This is a genomic window from Blattabacterium cuenoti, from assembly GCF_014252415.1.
Classification (GTDB): Bacteria; Bacteroidota; Bacteroidia; order Flavobacteriales; family Blattabacteriaceae; genus Blattabacterium; species Blattabacterium cuenoti_Y.
Genome location: NZ_CP059223.1, coordinates 541,014 through 557,626 on the forward strand (window position 1 = coordinate 541,014; position 16,613 = coordinate 557,626).

Sequence of the window (16,613 nt, forward strand, 5' to 3'; positions counted from 1 at the left end):
AAAATTTAATTCATTTTTTTAACGAATTATTAATATATAAATTTTTTATAGTTTTAAAAATTTATATTTAATTTAAATGATTATGTGATTATGATAAAAAAAGAAGAAATAAAATTTCTATCGGATAAAATTTATCAAATACAAAAAATGCTTAAGATCGATCATCTTAAAAAAGAATTAGATGAAAAACAAAAAAAAATATGTAACCCAAATTTTTGGAAAAAAAATAAAAAAAATTCGAAATATATATCTAAACAATTTAATAAAATTAAAATATGTATTGAAGAATTTTCAAAAATTAAAGAAGCATTTGAAGAATTAAAAATAATATATTCTTTATCTACAGAAGAAAATTTATATGAAGAATACAAACATCAGTTAAATAAAATTAATAAACTAATTTCATATGTAGAATTAAAAAATATATTTTCTGAAAGTGAAGATAATTTAAATGCAATATTACAAATTTCTGCTGGGGCAGGGGGTACAGAAAGTTGTGATTGGACTTCTATGTTAACCAGAATGTATATGATGTGGGCAGAAAAAAATAATTTTTCAACAACAAAAATACATTACTTACCTGGATATGTTACTGGAATAAAATCCATAACATTAGAAATAAATGGTAAATATGCTTTTGGATATTTGAAAGGTGAAAATGGAGTACATAGATTGGTAAGAATATCTCCATTCGATAGCAATTCAAAAAGACATACTTCGTTTTCCTCTGTTTATGTCTATCCTATGATAAATAATAAAATTAATATAGAAATAAATAACTCAGATATTCAATGGGAAACTTTTCGATCTAGCGGAGCAGGAGGGCAAAACGTCAATAAAGTAGAAACTGGGGTTAGATTGCGTCATTTTCCTACGGGAATCATAATAGAAAATACAGAATCTAGATCTCAAATACAAAATAGACAAAAAGCTTTACAACTTTTAAAGTCTAGATTATTTGAAATAGAAATAAAAAAAAACAATAAAAAAAAAGAAAAAATAAAATCTGAAAAAAAGAAAATAGAATGGGGGTATCAAATAAGAAATTATATTATGCATCCATACAAACTAGTAAAAGATCTTAGAACTAATTATGAAACTACAGATGTACAATCTGTAATGAGTGGAGAAATAAATATTTTTTTAAAAAAATTTATAATGTTAAAAAAATAAATGAAAATACGATATATTGATTTGATAGATCAAACTTTTGAATTTCCCACTGAAGAATTTTCAATTAAAAATAATTTATTAGAATTTCATAAAATCCCTTTAATGAAACTTATTAAAAAATATGGAACACCATTAAAATTTACGTATTTACCAAAAATTTCTCAAAATATAAAAAATGCAAAAAGATGGTTTGAAAAGGCTATACAATCTAATCATTATAATAATAAATATACTTATTGTTTTTGCACAAAAAGTTCTCATTTTTCATTTATTATAGAAGAAGTATTAAAAAATAATATAAGTATAGAAACTTCATATGCTTACGATATAGATATCGTAAAAAATCTTTATAAAAAAGGAAAAATTAATAAAAATATAGAGGTTATATGTAATGGATTTAAAACTAAAAATTATATAAATAATATATCAGAATTAATTAACAATGGATTTTATAATACCATCCCCATACTTGACAATTGTGATGAATTAGAAAAATTGAGTTTAATTATCAATTATCCTTTTAAATTAGGTATAAGAATTGCTTCTGAAGAAGAGCCTAAATTTGAATTTTATACATCTAGATTAGGAATAGGATATAAAGATATTATTATATTTTATTCAAATAAAATTAAAAATAATTCAAAGGTAGAATTAAAAATGTTACATTTTTTTATTAATACAGGAATAAAAGATACAGCTTACTATTGGAATGAATTATTTAAGTGCTTGCATATTTATGCAAAATTAAAAAAAATTGCTCCAGAATTGGAAATATTAAATATAGGAGGTGGATTTCCAATAAAAACATCTATGTCATTTAAATATGATTACGAATATATGGCAAATGAAATTATTTATCAAATAAAAAAATTTTGTCAACAAGAAAATGTATCTGTCCCTCATATATATACAGAATTTGGGGCCTATACGGTAGGAGAAAGTGGAGGAATTTTATATAAAATTTTAAACCAAAAATGTCAAAATGATAAAGAAAAATGGAATATGATAGATAGTTCATTTATGACTACACTACCTGATACATGGGCAATAAGTAGTAGGTTTATTATGCTAGCCATTAATCGTTGGAACGATTCTTATGAAAGAGTTTTTTTAGGAGGATTAACATGTGATAGTGATGACTATTATAATTCAGAACAACATATAAATGCTATATATCTTCCTAGTTTTTGTAAAAATTCTCCATTGTATATTGGTTTTTTTAATACAGGAGCATATCAAGATACAATTAGTGGATACGGAGGAGTTCATCATTGTTTAATACCTCAACCTATTCATATTTTAATAGATAAAGATGAAAAAAAAAATTTTAAGTATAAAATATTTAGAAAAATTCAAAAACCTAAAGAAATATTAAAAATATTGGGATATAAAAAATATGAAAATAAAAAGAAAATTTTCTAATTTACCATATAAATATTCAAATTTAAAAAATTCAAATATTGTTATTGTACCAGTTCCATATGATTATACACAAACATGGAAAAAAGGATCTAAATACGGACCAATTGCATTTCTCTCTGCATCTAATTATATAGAATTATATGATATTGAAACTGATTCTGAAGTATATAAAAAAGGCATTTTTGTAGCTCCTTTTGTAAAAATTAATTCAAATTCATCTAAAAATATGATAAAAAAAGTATATCATATAACAAAAAAATTTCTTCTAAAAGAAAAATTTGTAACATTAATTGGAGGAGATCATTCTATATCAATAGGAGGAATCCGTGCATTTGGTGAAAAATATTCAGATATGAGTATCCTTCATATGGATGCACATGCAGATTTAAGACCAATATATAATGGAAATCCATACAATCATGCATGTTCTATGTATGAAGCATCAAAAAAATATCCTATAGTACAAGTAGGAATACGTAGTATGGACATACTGGAAAAAAATGTTATTAAAAATAAAAATGTATTCTATATGCATAATATTTTTGAATGTAAGAATGAATCATGGATTACAGATGTAATTCAAAGATTATCTAATAATGTATTTATCAGTATTGATATAGACGTTTTTGATCCAAGTATAGCTCCTGCAACTGGTACTCCAGAACCTGGGGGTTTAGATTGGTATACCAGTTTAAAATTATTTAAACATGTTTTTTATAAAAAAAATGTAGTAGGATTTGATATAGTAGAACTATTACCCTACAAAAAAGAATTTTGTACAGATTTTTTAACAGTAAAACTTTTTTATAAATTATTATCGTATAAATACGAATCAAAATTAAGTCATTAATTATATGAAAAATAATAAAAAAATTATTATTTCTATTGATGGATTTTCTTCATCCGGAAAAAGTACTTTATCAAAAAAAATATCAAGAAAATTAAATTATAAATATATAGATACTGGAGCCATTTATAGATGTGTTACATTATTAGCAATTAGAAAAAATGTATTTAATAGTGATTTGTGGAACATTAAAAATTTTATCCCCTTTGTAAAAAATTTAAAATGGAAATTTTATTGGGATGATCAATATGACAATATGGCTATTATTTTAAATAATGAAAATATTAGATCTGAAATTAGATCAATTGAAGTTACAAAAAAAGTACCATTGATTTCAAAAATACCTGAGATAAGAGAGATATTAATTTCTATACAAAAAAACATGGGGAAAAAAAAAGGAATTGTAGTCGATGGAAGAGATATTGGAAATTGTGTTTTTCCTAAATCGGAATTAAAATTTTTTATTAATGGATCTTTAGAAACTCGTTCTTATAGAAGATATATAGATTTTTATAAAAAAGGAATAAAAAAAATTTCTTATGAAAAAATAAAAAATCATATTTCATATAGAGATGAAATGGATATTAAAAGAAAAATATCTCCTTTAAAAAAATCTTGGGATCATATAGAAATAGATAATAGTTCATCTATTGATCAACAATTGAATTTAATTTTTAAAATTATTAATGAAAAAATTTATGAAACTATTGGAAAAAAAAATAATTATAGTAACAGGAGGATCAGGTGATATAGGTAAATCTATAATAAAAAAATTTGTTAAACATGGAGCTATGGTAATTTTTACATTTTTTTCTTCAATGAAAAATGCAAAAAATATAGAAAAAAAATTACAAGGAAAAGCAATAGGATATAAAGTAGATTTATCAAATAATAATTCATCAAAAGAATTTATTAAAACTATTGTAAAAAAATATGAATATATAGATATATTAATTAATAACGCTGGAATTGTAAAAGATTCTTTTTTAATAAGAATGTCTGACGATAATTGGAATGATGTAATAAAAACCAATCTTTATTCCATTTTTAATATTACTAAACATATAATTTATTATTCTATGATAAAAAGAAAAAGTGGGAATATCATTAATATGAGTTCCATAGTAGGTATTATAGGAAATTCTGGACAATCTAATTATGCTGCATCCAAAGCAGGTATTATTGGTTTTACAAAATCAATTGCTAAAGAATTTGGGAAAAAAAATATTCGTTGTAATGCAATTGCTCCTGGATATATTTATACTAAAATGAATTCTCATTTAAAAAATGATATAAAAAGTAATTGGATAAAAAATATACCATTAGGTAGACCTGGTACTGTAGAAGAAGTAGCAAATTGTGCATTATTTCTTGCTTCAAATCTTTCTAGTTATATTACCGGTTCAGTAATAAATGTAAATGGAGGAATGATATAATGTATTCAGACAAGAAAATAGTTCAAATATTAGGAGAAGTTTTAAAATTGAAATCTATTTTTAATATAATTATATCACCTGGATCAAGAAATGCCCCAATCATTATACATTTTACTAAAAATAAATTATTTAAAACTTACAGTATTGTAGATGAACGTTGTGCTGGATTTTTTGCGTTAGGAATGGCTCAACAATTAAAAAAACCAGTTATAATTAATTGTACATCTGGGTCTTCAGTTGTTAATTATTATCCTGCAGTAATAGAATCTTTTTATCAAAATATTCCTATTATTATTATTACAGCAGATCGTCCAAAAGAATTTAGGACAATTTATGATGGACAATCAATGGATCAAGAAAATATATTTAAAAAATATGTGGAAAAATTTGTTCAATTAACTGAAGATGAATCAAAAAAAGGAATATGGTATAATAATAAATTAATTAATGAATCAATAAATCAATGTATTTTAACAAATAAGCCTGTACATATTAATATTCCTTTTTCTGAACCACTGTATGGTATAACCAATAAAATAAAAGTACATACTAATACTATAAAAACTTTTTATACAGAAACATATATTAAAACAAAAAATCAATTTTTTGTTGAAAAAAAAATATGGAACAAATGTAAAAAAAAAATGATATTATTAGGATTAAACAATTTTTTTAATAAAACTGAAATCAGTAAAATATTAATGAAAATTAGTTTAGATAGATCAATTATTATTTTTTCTGAAACTACATCAAAAATATATGGAGATAAATTTTTCTCTAATATAGATCAAATTATTTATGGAATAAACTCAAATAAATGGAATAAAACATTTAAACCAAATATTTTATTAACAATTGGAACAAATGTTTTATCTAAAAAAATAAAAAATTTACTAAGAAAATCCCCCCCTAAATATCATTGGCATATCGGAGATAATTGTAAGGATTATCCTGATACTTATTTCAAATTAAATACATATTGGAATATTAATCCTGAATATTTTTTTAAAATAATTTTAGAAAATAAAAATTTTATAAATTCTAATTATCAAAAAAATTGGAAAATTTTAATAAATAAAATAATGAAGAAACAAAATTCTTTTCTTAAAAAAGAAAAGAATTTTTCAGATCTAAAAGCTCTTTTTTTTATTTTTTCAAAAATTCCTATAAAATCAGTTTTACAATTAGGAAATAGTATGATCATAAGATATTATCAATTATTTAATAACAAAAGAAGAATAGATTCTTATTGTAATAGAGGGATATCAGGGATAGATGGGAGTGTATCAACTGCAGTAGGACATTCTTTAGCTAGTAAAAAAATTGTAACGTTAATTATCGGAGATATAAGTTTTTTTTACGATAGCAATGCATTATGGAATAATTATACCCCAAAAAATTTTAGAATAATACTTATAAATAATAAATGTGGAAATATTTTTAGTATAATTTCGAATGAAAAATTTGAAAAAGAAGTATTTAATTTTTTTGAAACAAAACACGATTTATGTGCAGATAAATTATGTGAAATGTACAAGTGGAATTATGAGAAAGTATCCAATTTATATAGACTAAAATATATTTTATCATTTTTTTGGAAAAAATCTAGTCATCCATTTTTATTAGAAGTAAATACAAAAAATTGTAAAAATGCAGAAATTTTTAAAAAATTTTTATATAGTTCTAAATAAAAAAAATGATTTAAAAATTCTAAAAAATAATTTAATTCTAGAACATATTTCTCTAAAATATACTTTATTACTATAATTTTTCAAATTTTTAGCATTAAATGAAACAACATCTAATCCTAGATATCTTCCAATGAAGATTGCTCTTTCATTATGAAATTTTTGAGATATAATTGTAAATTTTTTTTGATGAAAAATTTTATAAACTCTTATTATAGAGTTTATAGTATTGATTCCATATAAATCCTCATATATAATATTAGATGGTATTCCTCTTTTTATTAATTCTAATTTCATCATTCTAGGTTCATTATAGTTTTTTTCTTTGTTATCTCCACTTACAATAATATATTTTATTTTTTTTTTATATAAAAGTAGTTTAATTGCATCCATTCTATACTTAAAATAATAATTAATTCCTCCTCCATGTAAAAATTTAGAAGTTCCTAACACTACTCCAAAACTATTATATGGAATTTTTTCAATAGAATTATAATTTTTATTTTTTGCCCCAAAACTTATTAAATAATAAGAAAATATAATTATTGAAATTATAATAAAAAAAATACATATGTTAATTTTTTTATTAAATTATTCATACTTTATTTATTAATTTTTTTTTATTAATCATCACATTCTATAATCCATTTTCCTTCTTTAAAAAAAGAATCATATTGTTTAAATTTAATTTTTTTTCTTTCTCCGGTGACAACGTTACGAATTTTAATTTTATTATTTCTACCAAATTTTTTTTTTCTATCATATTTAAATATAGATGATATACTATCGATCAATATATTAGATCTAAATAAAAAATAAAGTATTTTTTTATTAATATCATAAATTCTTTCTTGAAATAAATTAAATGCATTTTGTTTATATACAATAAGTGGATCTTTTTGTTCAAAAACAGCATTCTGAACTGAGAATCGTAAGTTATCCATTTCTTTTAAATGGTCTCTCCATGTATCATCTACAAAAAATAATATAGATTTTTTTTCAAAATCTAAAAATAAAGACTCACCTTTAGTAATATTAAAATCACATAAGCTAGACGTACATAAAATATTTTTATTTTCATTTGTAAATATTACTTGTATCTCATAATCATCTATATCATTGTTAATTTTAATATTAGATATATATGGATTAATATAATTTGTAATTATATTATTTTTTCTAATTTTATAATAATCAATAAGTGAATTATGAATTTTTTCAATATAATCATCAATTTTATTAACAATAAATTCATTTTTTTTTATTAAACATTTAATACCAAATACTTGAAAAAAATCTAATTTCAAATTATCAAAATTTTTTATAAATTTATTTTTGGAAATCATAATTTTCAATAAAATATATATCATATTAGATATATCTAAATCTAATTGATTTCCATATAATGCATTTTTTCTTTTTTCATAAATAAATTCTCTTTGTTTATTAATTACATCATCATAATCTAACAAACGTTTTCTAATACTAAAATTATTATCTTCTATTTTTTTTTGAGCTTTTTCAATAGATTTTGTTAATAAAGAATGTTGAATAATATCTCCTTCTTTATGTCCAAATTTATCCATTAGTTTAGAAAGTTTTTCTGAATCAAAAAATAGTCGAATTAAATCATCTTCTAAAGAAATGTAAAATTGACTACTTCCTGGATCTCCTTGTCTTCCAGATCTTCCTCTTAATTGATTATCAACTCTTCTAGAATCATGTCTTTCTGTTCCTAAAACAGCTAATCCACCATTATTAATTACTTTTTGTGATAATTTAATATCAGTACCCCTACCTGCCATATTAGTAGCTATTGTTACATGACCAGGTAAACCAGCTTTTGATATAATTTCTGCTTCTTTTTCATGTAATTTTGCATTTAAAACATTATGTCTTATTTTTCTAAAACTAAGTGTTCTACTTAAAAATTCCGATACTTCTACTGAAGTAGTTCCCACAAGAACTGGCCTATTATTTTTTTTAGAAAGAAAAATAATTTTTTCTATTATAGAGTTATATTTTTCTCTTTTTGTTTTAAATACAAGATCTTGTAAATCTTTCCTTTTAATAGGTTTATGAGTAGGAATAACCACTACATCTAATTTATAGATATGCCAAAATTCTCCTGATTCTGTTTCTGCAGTACCTGTCATCCCAGATATTTTATTATACATTCTAAAATAATTTTGTAATGTTATAGTTGCAAAAGTTTGACTAGAAGATTCTACATAAACATTTTCTTTTGCCTCTATAGCTTGATGTAATCCATCGGAATAACGTCTTCCTTCCATGATTCTACCTGTTTGCTCATCAACTATTTTAACTTTATTTCCTAATAAAACATAATCTACATCTTTTTCAAATAATGTATAAGCCCTAAGTAGTTGATTAATAATATGAATTCTTTGAGATTTAATAGAAAAATTTTTAATTAAAAAATCTTTTTCTTTTATCTCATCTTCTTTTGACAAATTTTTATTTTCTAAATCAGATAATTCTGAATTAATATCAGACAATACAAAAAATCTGGGGTCTTTTACATTTCTTGATAAAAATTCTATTCCTTTATCTGTTAATTCTACCGTATTATTTTTTTCATCAATTACAAAATATAATTCTGAATCTACTTTATACATTTCTTTTCCATAATCTTGTATATATTGACTTTCTATCTTTTGTAAAAAAGAACGAACATTTTTTTCACTTAAAAATTTAATTAGAGATTTTTTTTTTGGTAATCCTCTATATGCCTGAAGTAATCTAAATCCACCTAATTTAATTTTTTTATTTATTATTAATCTTTTAGATTCTTTAATAAAAAAATTTACTATTAAATTTTGCTCATGTACAAGATCTTTTACCTTATCTTTAAAAATCTCAAATTCTTTTTTATTGTCTTTTTCAGGATCTACAGGCCCCGAAATAACTAATGGTGTTCTTGCTTCATCTATTAGTACAGAATCTATTTCATCTATTATAGCATAATTCAATTTTCTTTGAACTAAATCTTTTTTATCATTTACCATATTATCACGTAAATAATCAAATCCAAATTCATTATTAGTTCCATAAGTTATATCTGCTTTATATGCTTTTTTACGCATTTCAATATTATTAGATGAATAATTATCAATACAATCCACTCTTAATCCATGAAATTCCATTAAAGGAGCCATCCATTCAGTATCTCTTCTAGATAAATAATTATTTACAGTAACAATATGGACCCCTTTTCCAGATAAAGCATTAAGATAAGCAGATAAAGTAGAAACAAAAGTTTTCCCTTCACCTGTAGCCATTTCCGCAATTTTTCCTTGATGTAAAATAATACCCCCCATTAGCTGTACATCATAATGCACCATATCCCATATTACATTTTTACCATAAGCATTCCATTCATTATTCCAAATAGCATTTTTTTTATGTAAAAATACGTAAGGTTTTGTCTTTGATAATTCTTTATCTAGAAAAGTTGATCTAACTATAATTTTTTTATTTTTTTTGAAACGTTTTGCTGTTTCTTTAATAATAGCAAACGATTCTGGTAATATCTCTAATAAAATTTTTTGTTCGGTTTCATATGATTTTTCTCTAATTTTTTCTATAGAATAATAAATCTTTTCTAGATTAGAAATGGAACAATTTTTTCTTGATTCTTCCAACAAAATTTTTTTTTGTTGATCAAATTCTTTTAGAGAATCTTTTATAAGATTTTTTAAATAAAAAGTTTTATTTCTTAATTCATCATGAGATAATAAACATATTTCTTTATTTTTTTCTTTTATTTTGTCCAATATTTTTTTTATTTTTTTTAGATCTTTTTCGTTTTTATTTAAAAAAAATTTTTTTAAAAATTTCTTGATAAAATTCATTAATATTTTTTGAAAAAAATTAGTGTTAATCCATTGTTAACTATAACCATAACTTTTAAAGTTCATACTCATCTCTATTCCAGTAAAAATCTTCATCATCACGAGGATAATCTGCCCAGATATCTTCAATTGATTCAAAGATTTCTTCTTCTCCATTTTCTAGTTGTTGTAAATTTTCTACTACTTCTAAAGGTGCTCCAGTTCTAATTGCAAAATCTATCAATTCTTCCTTCGTTGCTGGCCAAGGGGCATCTTCTAAATGAGAAGCTAATTCTAAAGTCCAATACATAATAATTATAATATTTTTAAAACAAAAAAAGTAATATTCTTAATTTTTATATATTTATATATTTGATTTTCAAAAATCAATGAGTCTTTCTTTTACAAAATCACAAGATAAAAATAGTGAATTTAAATTACAAATAAATTATATGAAAAAATTCCCAAAGATTGTTTTTATAGGATCTAATCAGTTTTCTATTTCATCTTTAAAAGAATTATATGATAAAGAATACAATATTATTGGAATAATTACTAATCCAGATCATAAAAAAAAAAATATAATTAAATTTAATCCTATAAAAAAATATTCATTAGAAAAAAAAATTCCATTATTACAACCTAATAATCTATTAGATCCAATATTTATAAATCAAATAAAAATTTGGAATGCGGATATATATATAGTAGTTTCTTTTAAATTTATTCCAAAAAAAATATGGAGTTTACCCCGTTTTGGAACTATCAATTTACATGCATCTTTACTTCCGATGTATCGTGGAGCTGCCCCAATTAATTGGGTTATTCTCAATGGAGAAAATAAAACTGGATTAACTGTTTTTTTTATAGAAGAAAAAATAGATTGTGGAAAAATAATTTTACAAAAAGAAGTAAAAATAGGAGATAATGACACAGCAGGAGAGTTACAAAAGAAATTAGAAAATAATAGTGGATCTATTATTATATCTAGTATAAATAAAATTTTAAAAAAAGATTATTCATTAAAAAAAAAAAATACTTTTTCTATAAAAAAAGCCCCAAAATTATTTACAAAAGATTGCAGAATCCAATGGAATCTACCTATAGACACCATTTATAATAAAATAAGGGGATTAAGTCCCTATCCTTCTGCATGGACATTATTATATTTTAATAAAAAAAATTTTTTTAGATTTAAAATATTTCTTTCCGAAAAAAAAAAATGTGTACATAATTATTTAATAGGGTTGATAATTATTAATACTAATAATATGTTTATTTCTATAAAAGAAGGATTTATTAGAATTTTAGAATGTCAAATAGAAGGAAAAAAAAAAATGGCAATAAAAAATTTTATTAATGGAATAAAAATAAAAAAAAATCTATTTGTTAAATAACAATTAGGTATTAGTTATTTGTTATATTTGTTTTTATTAATTATAATCTTGTTTTATAGTTAATTAAAATAATTTTACAATTATGAATAAAACAGAATTAGTTAATTCAATAGCTGAAAAAACTGGAATAACAAAAATAAAAGCAAAAAGTGTTACTGATGCATTTATTCAAACAGTAATTGAATCATTAAAAAGAGGAGATAAAGTTACTCTTGTTGGATTTGGAACCTTTTCTGTAGTGGAAAGAAATCCTAGAAATGGAGTAAACCCTAGAACAGGAAAAAAAATATATATCCCTGGAAAAAAAGTAGCTAAATTTAAAATAGGAGCAGAACTTACAAAGTTATAATTAAAAAAAATTAAAGATAAAGTTTTTATAAAAAAAACTTTATCTTTAATAAATTTCTATTTATGGAGATAATCTATGTATTATCCATTCTTTATTGTTTTTCAATTCATAAGAAAGTCTATCATGTAATCTATTTGGCTTTCCTTGCCAAAATTCCATTTTATATGGGTAGACTAGATATCCACCCCAATAAAAAGGTCTAGATATATCTTTTTTTTTGAAAAAATTTTTCCATTTTTTATATTTATTTAATAAATATTTTCTAGATGGGATAATAGAACTTTGTCTTGAAGCCCACGATCCTAAATTATTGTTTATTGGTCTTTTTTCAAAATAAATATCAGATTTTATTTTTTTTATTTTAGATGTAATTCCTTTAATTATTATTTGTCTAGATGTTTTTTCCCAAAAAAATGATAAACAAACTTTAGGATAAAGTTTAATTGAAATTCCTTTAGAACTATAATAATTCGTATAAAAAATAAATCCTTTATTAGAATATTCTTTTAATAAAACAATTCTAGTTTCTGGAGCACCATCTTTTCCTATAGTAGATAAAGACATCGCATTAATCTCTTTATTTTCTGATTCAGAAAAAGATTTTTCATATTGAAACCAATCATGAAATAATTGAAATGGATCCATTGGTATTTCGGAACATGAAAAATAATTATTAGAATAATTTTTTCTTAATCCACTTAAATCAATAATCATAAACTAAAAAATATATCATAAATTATATAAATATATTATATATTCATTTATTAAATTTAAAAAAAATCTATTGGCGTGATAGCTCAGATTGGTTAGAGCATTGGATTCATAACCCAAAGGTCGGGGGTTCAATTCCCCCTCACGCTATTTATAGATAATAGTAAAAAATTATTTATTTCATAATGAAAATATCATTTAATTGGATAAAAAAATACTTATATTCTATAAATCTTGATGAAAAAACATTTATTAATTTATTATCAAGTATAGGATTAACAATAAAAAATTATGAAAAAATATATCACAAAAATAATCATAAAGATATTATTCTAAATATAGAATTTACGCCTAATCGTCATGATATAATGAGTCATTATGGTATTGCAAAAGATATTTATGCATTTTTAAAATTTCATAATTATAATATTCTAATTAAGAAATTAAAATTAGACACAATTTTATGTCCAACATCAATTAAAAATGATATTTCTATATCTTTAGATAAAAAATTATTAAGTAACAATCTTTTTATAAGATATACTGGAGTATCTATTTTTAATATAAAAAAAAATTCATCCCCTAATTGGCTTATTTCAAATTTAAAATCTATAGGTATTCACAGTGTAAATAATATAATTGATATCATTAATTATACAATTTCAGAACTAGGTATTCCTATACATTTATTTGATCTAGATAAAATAATTGGAGACAAAATTTTTATAAAAAGCTTAAATACAAATAATAATTTTTTTACTGAAAATTATAATTTAGTAAAAATAGATAAGGATGAATTAATAATTTCTGATAAAAAAAATATTTTATCTTTAGGAGGTGTTATAAATAGTGGAAAAAATGGACATATTGATAAAAATACTAAAAATATATTTTTAGGAATTATATGTGTAAATCCATCTTATATTTATTTAATTAGAAAAAAATATTTAATTAAAACAAAATCTCAATTTTTACTTGAAAAAAATATTGATCCTAACCAAACTATATATGTATTACGTAGATTATTTTTTCTTATAAAAAATATTGTCAAAATTAATTGCAATATATCTAACATTATAGATATATATCCAATTGTATTAAAATCTATAGTTATAAAACTATATTATGATAGAGTATCAAATATCATTGGAGAAAAAATAAATAAAAATGATATAAAAAAAATTTTATTATTACTTAATATTTATATAAATGAAGAAAAAAATAATTATTTACTAGTTTCTATTCCGACATATAGAACTGATATAAAAAGAGAAATTGATTTAATAGAAGAAATATTACGAATCTATGGTATAGATTACCTAAAAAAATTAAATCATAATACTATTTATACAACTAATAATTATTTATATAAAAAAGAAAACGAAATACAAAAAACTATATCGGAACAATTAATATATAATGGATTTCAAGAAATTATTACTTCAACTATTAGAAATTACGATAAAATAGAATTTTTATATGATTATCAATTAAATAAAGAAAAAATAAGTATAATTAATTCTAATATAGATAATCATAACAGTAAAATAATACGTTCTACAATGTTATTTAGCATAGTAGAATGTATTCTATACAATTATAATTATAATAGATCTTTTATTAAAGAAAATGGAATAAAATTATTTGAAATAGGAAAAATTTTTTATAAAAAAAATAATAATTTTATAGAATCTAAAATACTTAGTATTTCTATATCAGAAATAGAAAAAAAATCTAAAATGTTAGATTTTTTTTATTTAAAAGGTATTATAGAACAAATTTTTCAAAAAATAGGGGTTTTAGATTATGTACAAAAAAATATAGAAAATCCTTTTTTATGTAACTGTTTATCAATTTTATATAAAGAAAAATTTTTAGTTTTACTTGGAAAAGTAAAAGATATATATGCTAATAATCATGAAATATTTTATGCTGAATGGAATTGGGATTATATTATTTCTATTATTAGAAATAACAAAATTTCATATAAACCTATATCAAAATATCCGACTATAAAAAGAGATCTTTCTTTTATTATTAATAGTAATGTTTCATTTGAGGAATTGAACAGTTTTATTAAAAACAAAAAAAATAAAATAATAAAAAATATATATATATATGATTCTTACCAAGGAAGTAATATTCCTATATCAAAAAAATCTTATACTATAAGTTTTTATTTTGAAAGCAATAAAATGACTTTAACAAAAAAAATTATAGATAAATCTATGGAAAAAATAGAATTTCTTTTAAAAAAATATTTTTCTATTGAAAAAAGAGATAAAAATTAATCATTTTAATAGTTTTTCTAAAATATTTTTTAACCCAGTTTTTGACTCTATTTTTTGTGAAATTTCTTTTATATGAATTCTTTCTTGAAGCATATTATCTCTATAACGCATAGTAACTGTATTATTTTCTATAGTCTCATAATCTACGGTAAAACATAATGGTGTACCTATTGCATCCTGTTTTCGGTATAATTTACCTATTGAATCTTTACAATCATAAATTATTTTATGATTTACTTTTTCATTATTAAATATTTTTTTTGTAATCTCCAATAATCCATCTTTTTTAACTAATGGTAATATAGCAGCTTTTACTGGAGATAAATAAGGAGGAATTTTTAATACAATACGTTTTTTTCCATTTTTTAGTTTTTCTTCTTTTAAAGAAGATGTTAATATAGCCATAAATAAACGATCCAATCCTAAAGAGGTTTCTATAACATATGGAATATATTTATTTTTTTTTCCATCATTAACTATAAATTTTTTATTAGTGGATAACTCATGCTGTTTTAAATCAAAATCTCTTCTAGAATGAATTCCTTCTAATTCTCTAAAACCAAAAGGGAAATTAAATTCTATATCCACTCCTAAAGTAGCATAATGAGCTAAATTTTTATGATTAATTAATCTATATTGATTTTTTCCTAAATTTAATAATAAATGCCATTTTAATCTCTTATTTATCCAATATTTATACCATTTTTTTTCATCTTTAGGATAAATAAAAAATTGCATTTCCATCTGTTCAAATTCTCTTAATCTAAATAAGAATTGTCTTGCAACAATTTCATTTCTAAACGATTTTCCTATTTGAGCAATTCCAAATGGAATTTTCATTCTACTAGATTTTTGTACATTAATAAAATTACAGAATATACCTTGTGCAGTTTCTGGACGAAGAAATAAATTTTTAGAATTTTTTATTTCAAACATCATATTAAAAAAATGCATATTGGTCCAATATTTATCTTTTTTATTTTTACTAATTGGATCATATATATCTAATTCATTTATTAATTTAATTATATCCGATAAATCTTTTTTTTTTAAAGATTTATTTAAACGAATTAAAATTTTATTTTTTTTATTATGATTATTATAGAAAATTTTATTTATATAATTCTCGATTAATATATTAACCCGATATCTTTTTTTAGAATTTTTATTATCAATTAATAGTTCTTTAAATTCATCAATATGTCCAGATGATTTCCAAATATCTGAATGTGTTAATATAGATGAATCTATTCCTACTATATTATCATTAAGATAAGTCATCGACTTCCACCAAAATTCCTTTATATTATTTTTTAGTTCTATTCCATATTGTCCATAATCATAAATAGCATTGATTCCTCCATAAATATCACTAGAAGGAAAAATAAATCCATAAGATTTTGAATGAGATACTAAAAATTTTATAAAATTATTCATAAAAATTT

The 16,613-nt window shown here is 21.4% G+C and carries 14 protein-coding genes and 1 tRNA gene; 10 read left to right on the forward strand and 5 right to left on the reverse strand.

Going from position 1 to position 16,613, the window contains the following annotated elements; all coding sequences use genetic code 11:
* The first annotated feature begins 90 nt into the window (after positions 1–90).
* Genes prfB through menD form a run of 6 tightly spaced genes read left to right on the forward strand, consistent with a single transcriptional unit; the run spans position 91 to position 6,569 of the window.
* On the forward strand, positions 91–1,173 hold the full coding sequence (prfB, locus tag H0H33_RS02660) for a peptide chain release factor 2 (protein WP_185877861.1): 1,083 nt from the start codon (positions 91–93) through the stop codon (positions 1,171–1,173).
* Positions 1,174–2,595 carry a type III PLP-dependent enzyme domain-containing protein gene (locus H0H33_RS02665; RefSeq protein WP_185877862.1) on the forward strand — a complete coding sequence of 474 codons (1,422 nt, stop codon included), beginning with the start codon at positions 1,174–1,176 and terminating at the stop codon, positions 2,593–2,595.
* Positions 2,570–3,445 carry an agmatinase gene (speB, locus tag H0H33_RS02670; protein ID WP_185877863.1) on the forward strand — a complete coding sequence of 292 codons (876 nt, stop codon included), beginning with the start codon at positions 2,570–2,572 and terminating at the stop codon, positions 3,443–3,445. Before H0H33_RS02665 ends, speB begins: the two co-directional genes overlap by 26 nt.
* A 4-nt stretch (positions 3,446–3,449) precedes the next feature.
* Positions 3,450–4,190 carry a (d)CMP kinase gene (gene cmk / locus H0H33_RS02675; protein WP_185877864.1) on the forward strand — a complete coding sequence of 247 codons (741 nt, stop codon included), beginning with the start codon at positions 3,450–3,452 and terminating at the stop codon, positions 4,188–4,190.
* Positions 4,141–4,878 (forward strand): 3-oxoacyl-ACP reductase FabG, encoded by a 738-nt coding sequence (gene fabG, locus H0H33_RS02680; RefSeq protein WP_185878177.1) that lies wholly within the window; start codon positions 4,141–4,143, stop codon positions 4,876–4,878. The genes cmk and fabG overlap by 50 nt, the downstream gene beginning before the upstream one ends.
* Complete coding sequence (menD, locus tag H0H33_RS02685) at positions 4,878–6,569, forward strand: 2-succinyl-5-enolpyruvyl-6-hydroxy-3-cyclohexene-1-carboxylic-acid synthase (protein WP_185877865.1); 1,692 nt, start codon at positions 4,878–4,880, stop codon at positions 6,567–6,569. Before fabG ends, menD begins: the two co-directional genes overlap by 1 nt.
* Here the strand turns inward: menD and H0H33_RS02690 are convergent.
* The 3 genes from H0H33_RS02690 to H0H33_RS02700 all read right to left on the reverse strand — a co-directional run bounded on the left by H0H33_RS02690 (position 6,552) and on the right by H0H33_RS02700 (position 10,730).
* Positions 6,552–7,019 carry a SanA/YdcF family protein gene (locus H0H33_RS02690; protein WP_238785596.1) on the reverse strand — a complete coding sequence of 156 codons (468 nt, stop codon included), beginning with the start codon at positions 7,017–7,019 and terminating at the stop codon, positions 6,552–6,554. The two genes, menD and H0H33_RS02690, sit on opposite strands and share 18 nt — an antisense overlap.
* A 170-nt stretch (positions 7,020–7,189) precedes the next feature.
* Positions 7,190–10,441 (reverse strand): preprotein translocase subunit SecA, encoded by a 3,252-nt coding sequence (gene secA / locus H0H33_RS02695; protein WP_185877866.1) that lies wholly within the window; start codon positions 10,439–10,441, stop codon positions 7,190–7,192.
* Between the two features lie 55 nt (positions 10,442–10,496).
* Positions 10,497–10,730 carry a DUF2795 domain-containing protein gene (locus tag H0H33_RS02700; protein ID WP_185877867.1) on the reverse strand — a complete coding sequence of 78 codons (234 nt, stop codon included), beginning with the start codon at positions 10,728–10,730 and terminating at the stop codon, positions 10,497–10,499.
* Between the two features lie 79 nt (positions 10,731–10,809).
* Between H0H33_RS02700 and fmt the strand changes: the two genes are divergently transcribed.
* Entirely contained in the window at positions 10,810–11,817 is a 1,008-nt protein-coding gene (fmt, locus tag H0H33_RS02705; RefSeq protein ID WP_238785597.1) for a methionyl-tRNA formyltransferase, read from the forward strand.
* An 82-nt stretch (positions 11,818–11,899) separates the two neighbouring features.
* Entirely contained in the window at positions 11,900–12,166 is a 267-nt protein-coding gene (locus tag H0H33_RS02710) for an HU family DNA-binding protein (RefSeq protein WP_185877868.1), read from the forward strand.
* Positions 12,167–12,226: 60 nt separating this feature from the next.
* Here the strand turns inward: H0H33_RS02710 and pdxH are convergent, their stop codons facing one another.
* Positions 12,227–12,880, reverse strand: a complete 654-nt coding sequence (gene pdxH, locus H0H33_RS02715) for a pyridoxamine 5'-phosphate oxidase (RefSeq protein ID WP_185877869.1) — start codon at positions 12,878–12,880, stop codon at positions 12,227–12,229.
* A 72-nt stretch (positions 12,881–12,952) separates the two neighbouring features.
* On the opposite strand from pdxH, the gene H0H33_RS02720 reads away from it, so the two are divergent.
* Together H0H33_RS02720 and H0H33_RS02725 are read left to right on the forward strand one after the other, a co-directional pair.
* Positions 12,953–13,027 (forward strand) — tRNA-Met (locus H0H33_RS02720).
* 35 nt (positions 13,028–13,062) lie between these two features.
* On the forward strand, positions 13,063–15,168 hold the full coding sequence (locus H0H33_RS02725; RefSeq protein ID WP_185877870.1) for a phenylalanine--tRNA ligase beta subunit-related protein: 2,106 nt from the start codon (positions 13,063–13,065) through the stop codon (positions 15,166–15,168).
* Here H0H33_RS02725 and H0H33_RS02730 read toward each other — a convergent pair whose 3' ends face one another.
* A complete protein-coding gene (locus tag H0H33_RS02730) occupies positions 15,169–16,605 on the reverse strand; it encodes a glycine--tRNA ligase (RefSeq protein WP_185877871.1) in 1,437 nt (478 codons plus the stop codon).
* Positions 16,606–16,613 lie beyond the last annotated feature (8 nt).

Coding starts and splice junctions, on each gene's coding strand:
- prfB (WP_185877861.1), top strand. CDS start 91: ATGATAAAAAAAGAAGAAATAAAATTTCTATCGGATAAAATTTATCAA.
- H0H33_RS02665 (WP_185877862.1), top strand. CDS start 1,174: ATGAAAATACGATATATTGATTTGATAGATCAAACTTTTGAATTTCCC.
- speB (WP_185877863.1), top strand. CDS start 2,570: ATGAAAATAAAAAGAAAATTTTCTAATTTACCATATAAATATTCAAAT.
- cmk (WP_185877864.1), top strand. CDS start 3,450: ATGAAAAATAATAAAAAAATTATTATTTCTATTGATGGATTTTCTTCA.
- fabG (WP_185878177.1), top strand. CDS start 4,141: ATGAAACTATTGGAAAAAAAAATAATTATAGTAACAGGAGGATCAGGT.
- menD (WP_185877865.1), top strand. CDS start 4,878: ATGTATTCAGACAAGAAAATAGTTCAAATATTAGGAGAAGTTTTAAAA.
- secA (WP_185877866.1), bottom strand. CDS start 10,441: ATGAATTTTATCAAGAAATTTTTAAAAAAATTTTTTTTAAATAAAAAC.
- H0H33_RS02700 (WP_185877867.1), bottom strand. CDS start 10,730: ATGTATTGGACTTTAGAATTAGCTTCTCATTTAGAAGATGCCCCTTGG.
- fmt (WP_238785597.1), top strand. CDS start 10,810: ATGAGTCTTTCTTTTACAAAATCACAAGATAAAAATAGTGAATTTAAA.
- H0H33_RS02710 (WP_185877868.1), top strand. CDS start 11,900: ATGAATAAAACAGAATTAGTTAATTCAATAGCTGAAAAAACTGGAATA.
- pdxH (WP_185877869.1), bottom strand. CDS start 12,880: ATGATTATTGATTTAAGTGGATTAAGAAAAAATTATTCTAATAATTAT.
- H0H33_RS02725 (WP_185877870.1), top strand. CDS start 13,063: ATGAAAATATCATTTAATTGGATAAAAAAATACTTATATTCTATAAAT.
- H0H33_RS02730 (WP_185877871.1), bottom strand. CDS start 16,605: ATGAATAATTTTATAAAATTTTTAGTATCTCATTCAAAATCTTATGGA.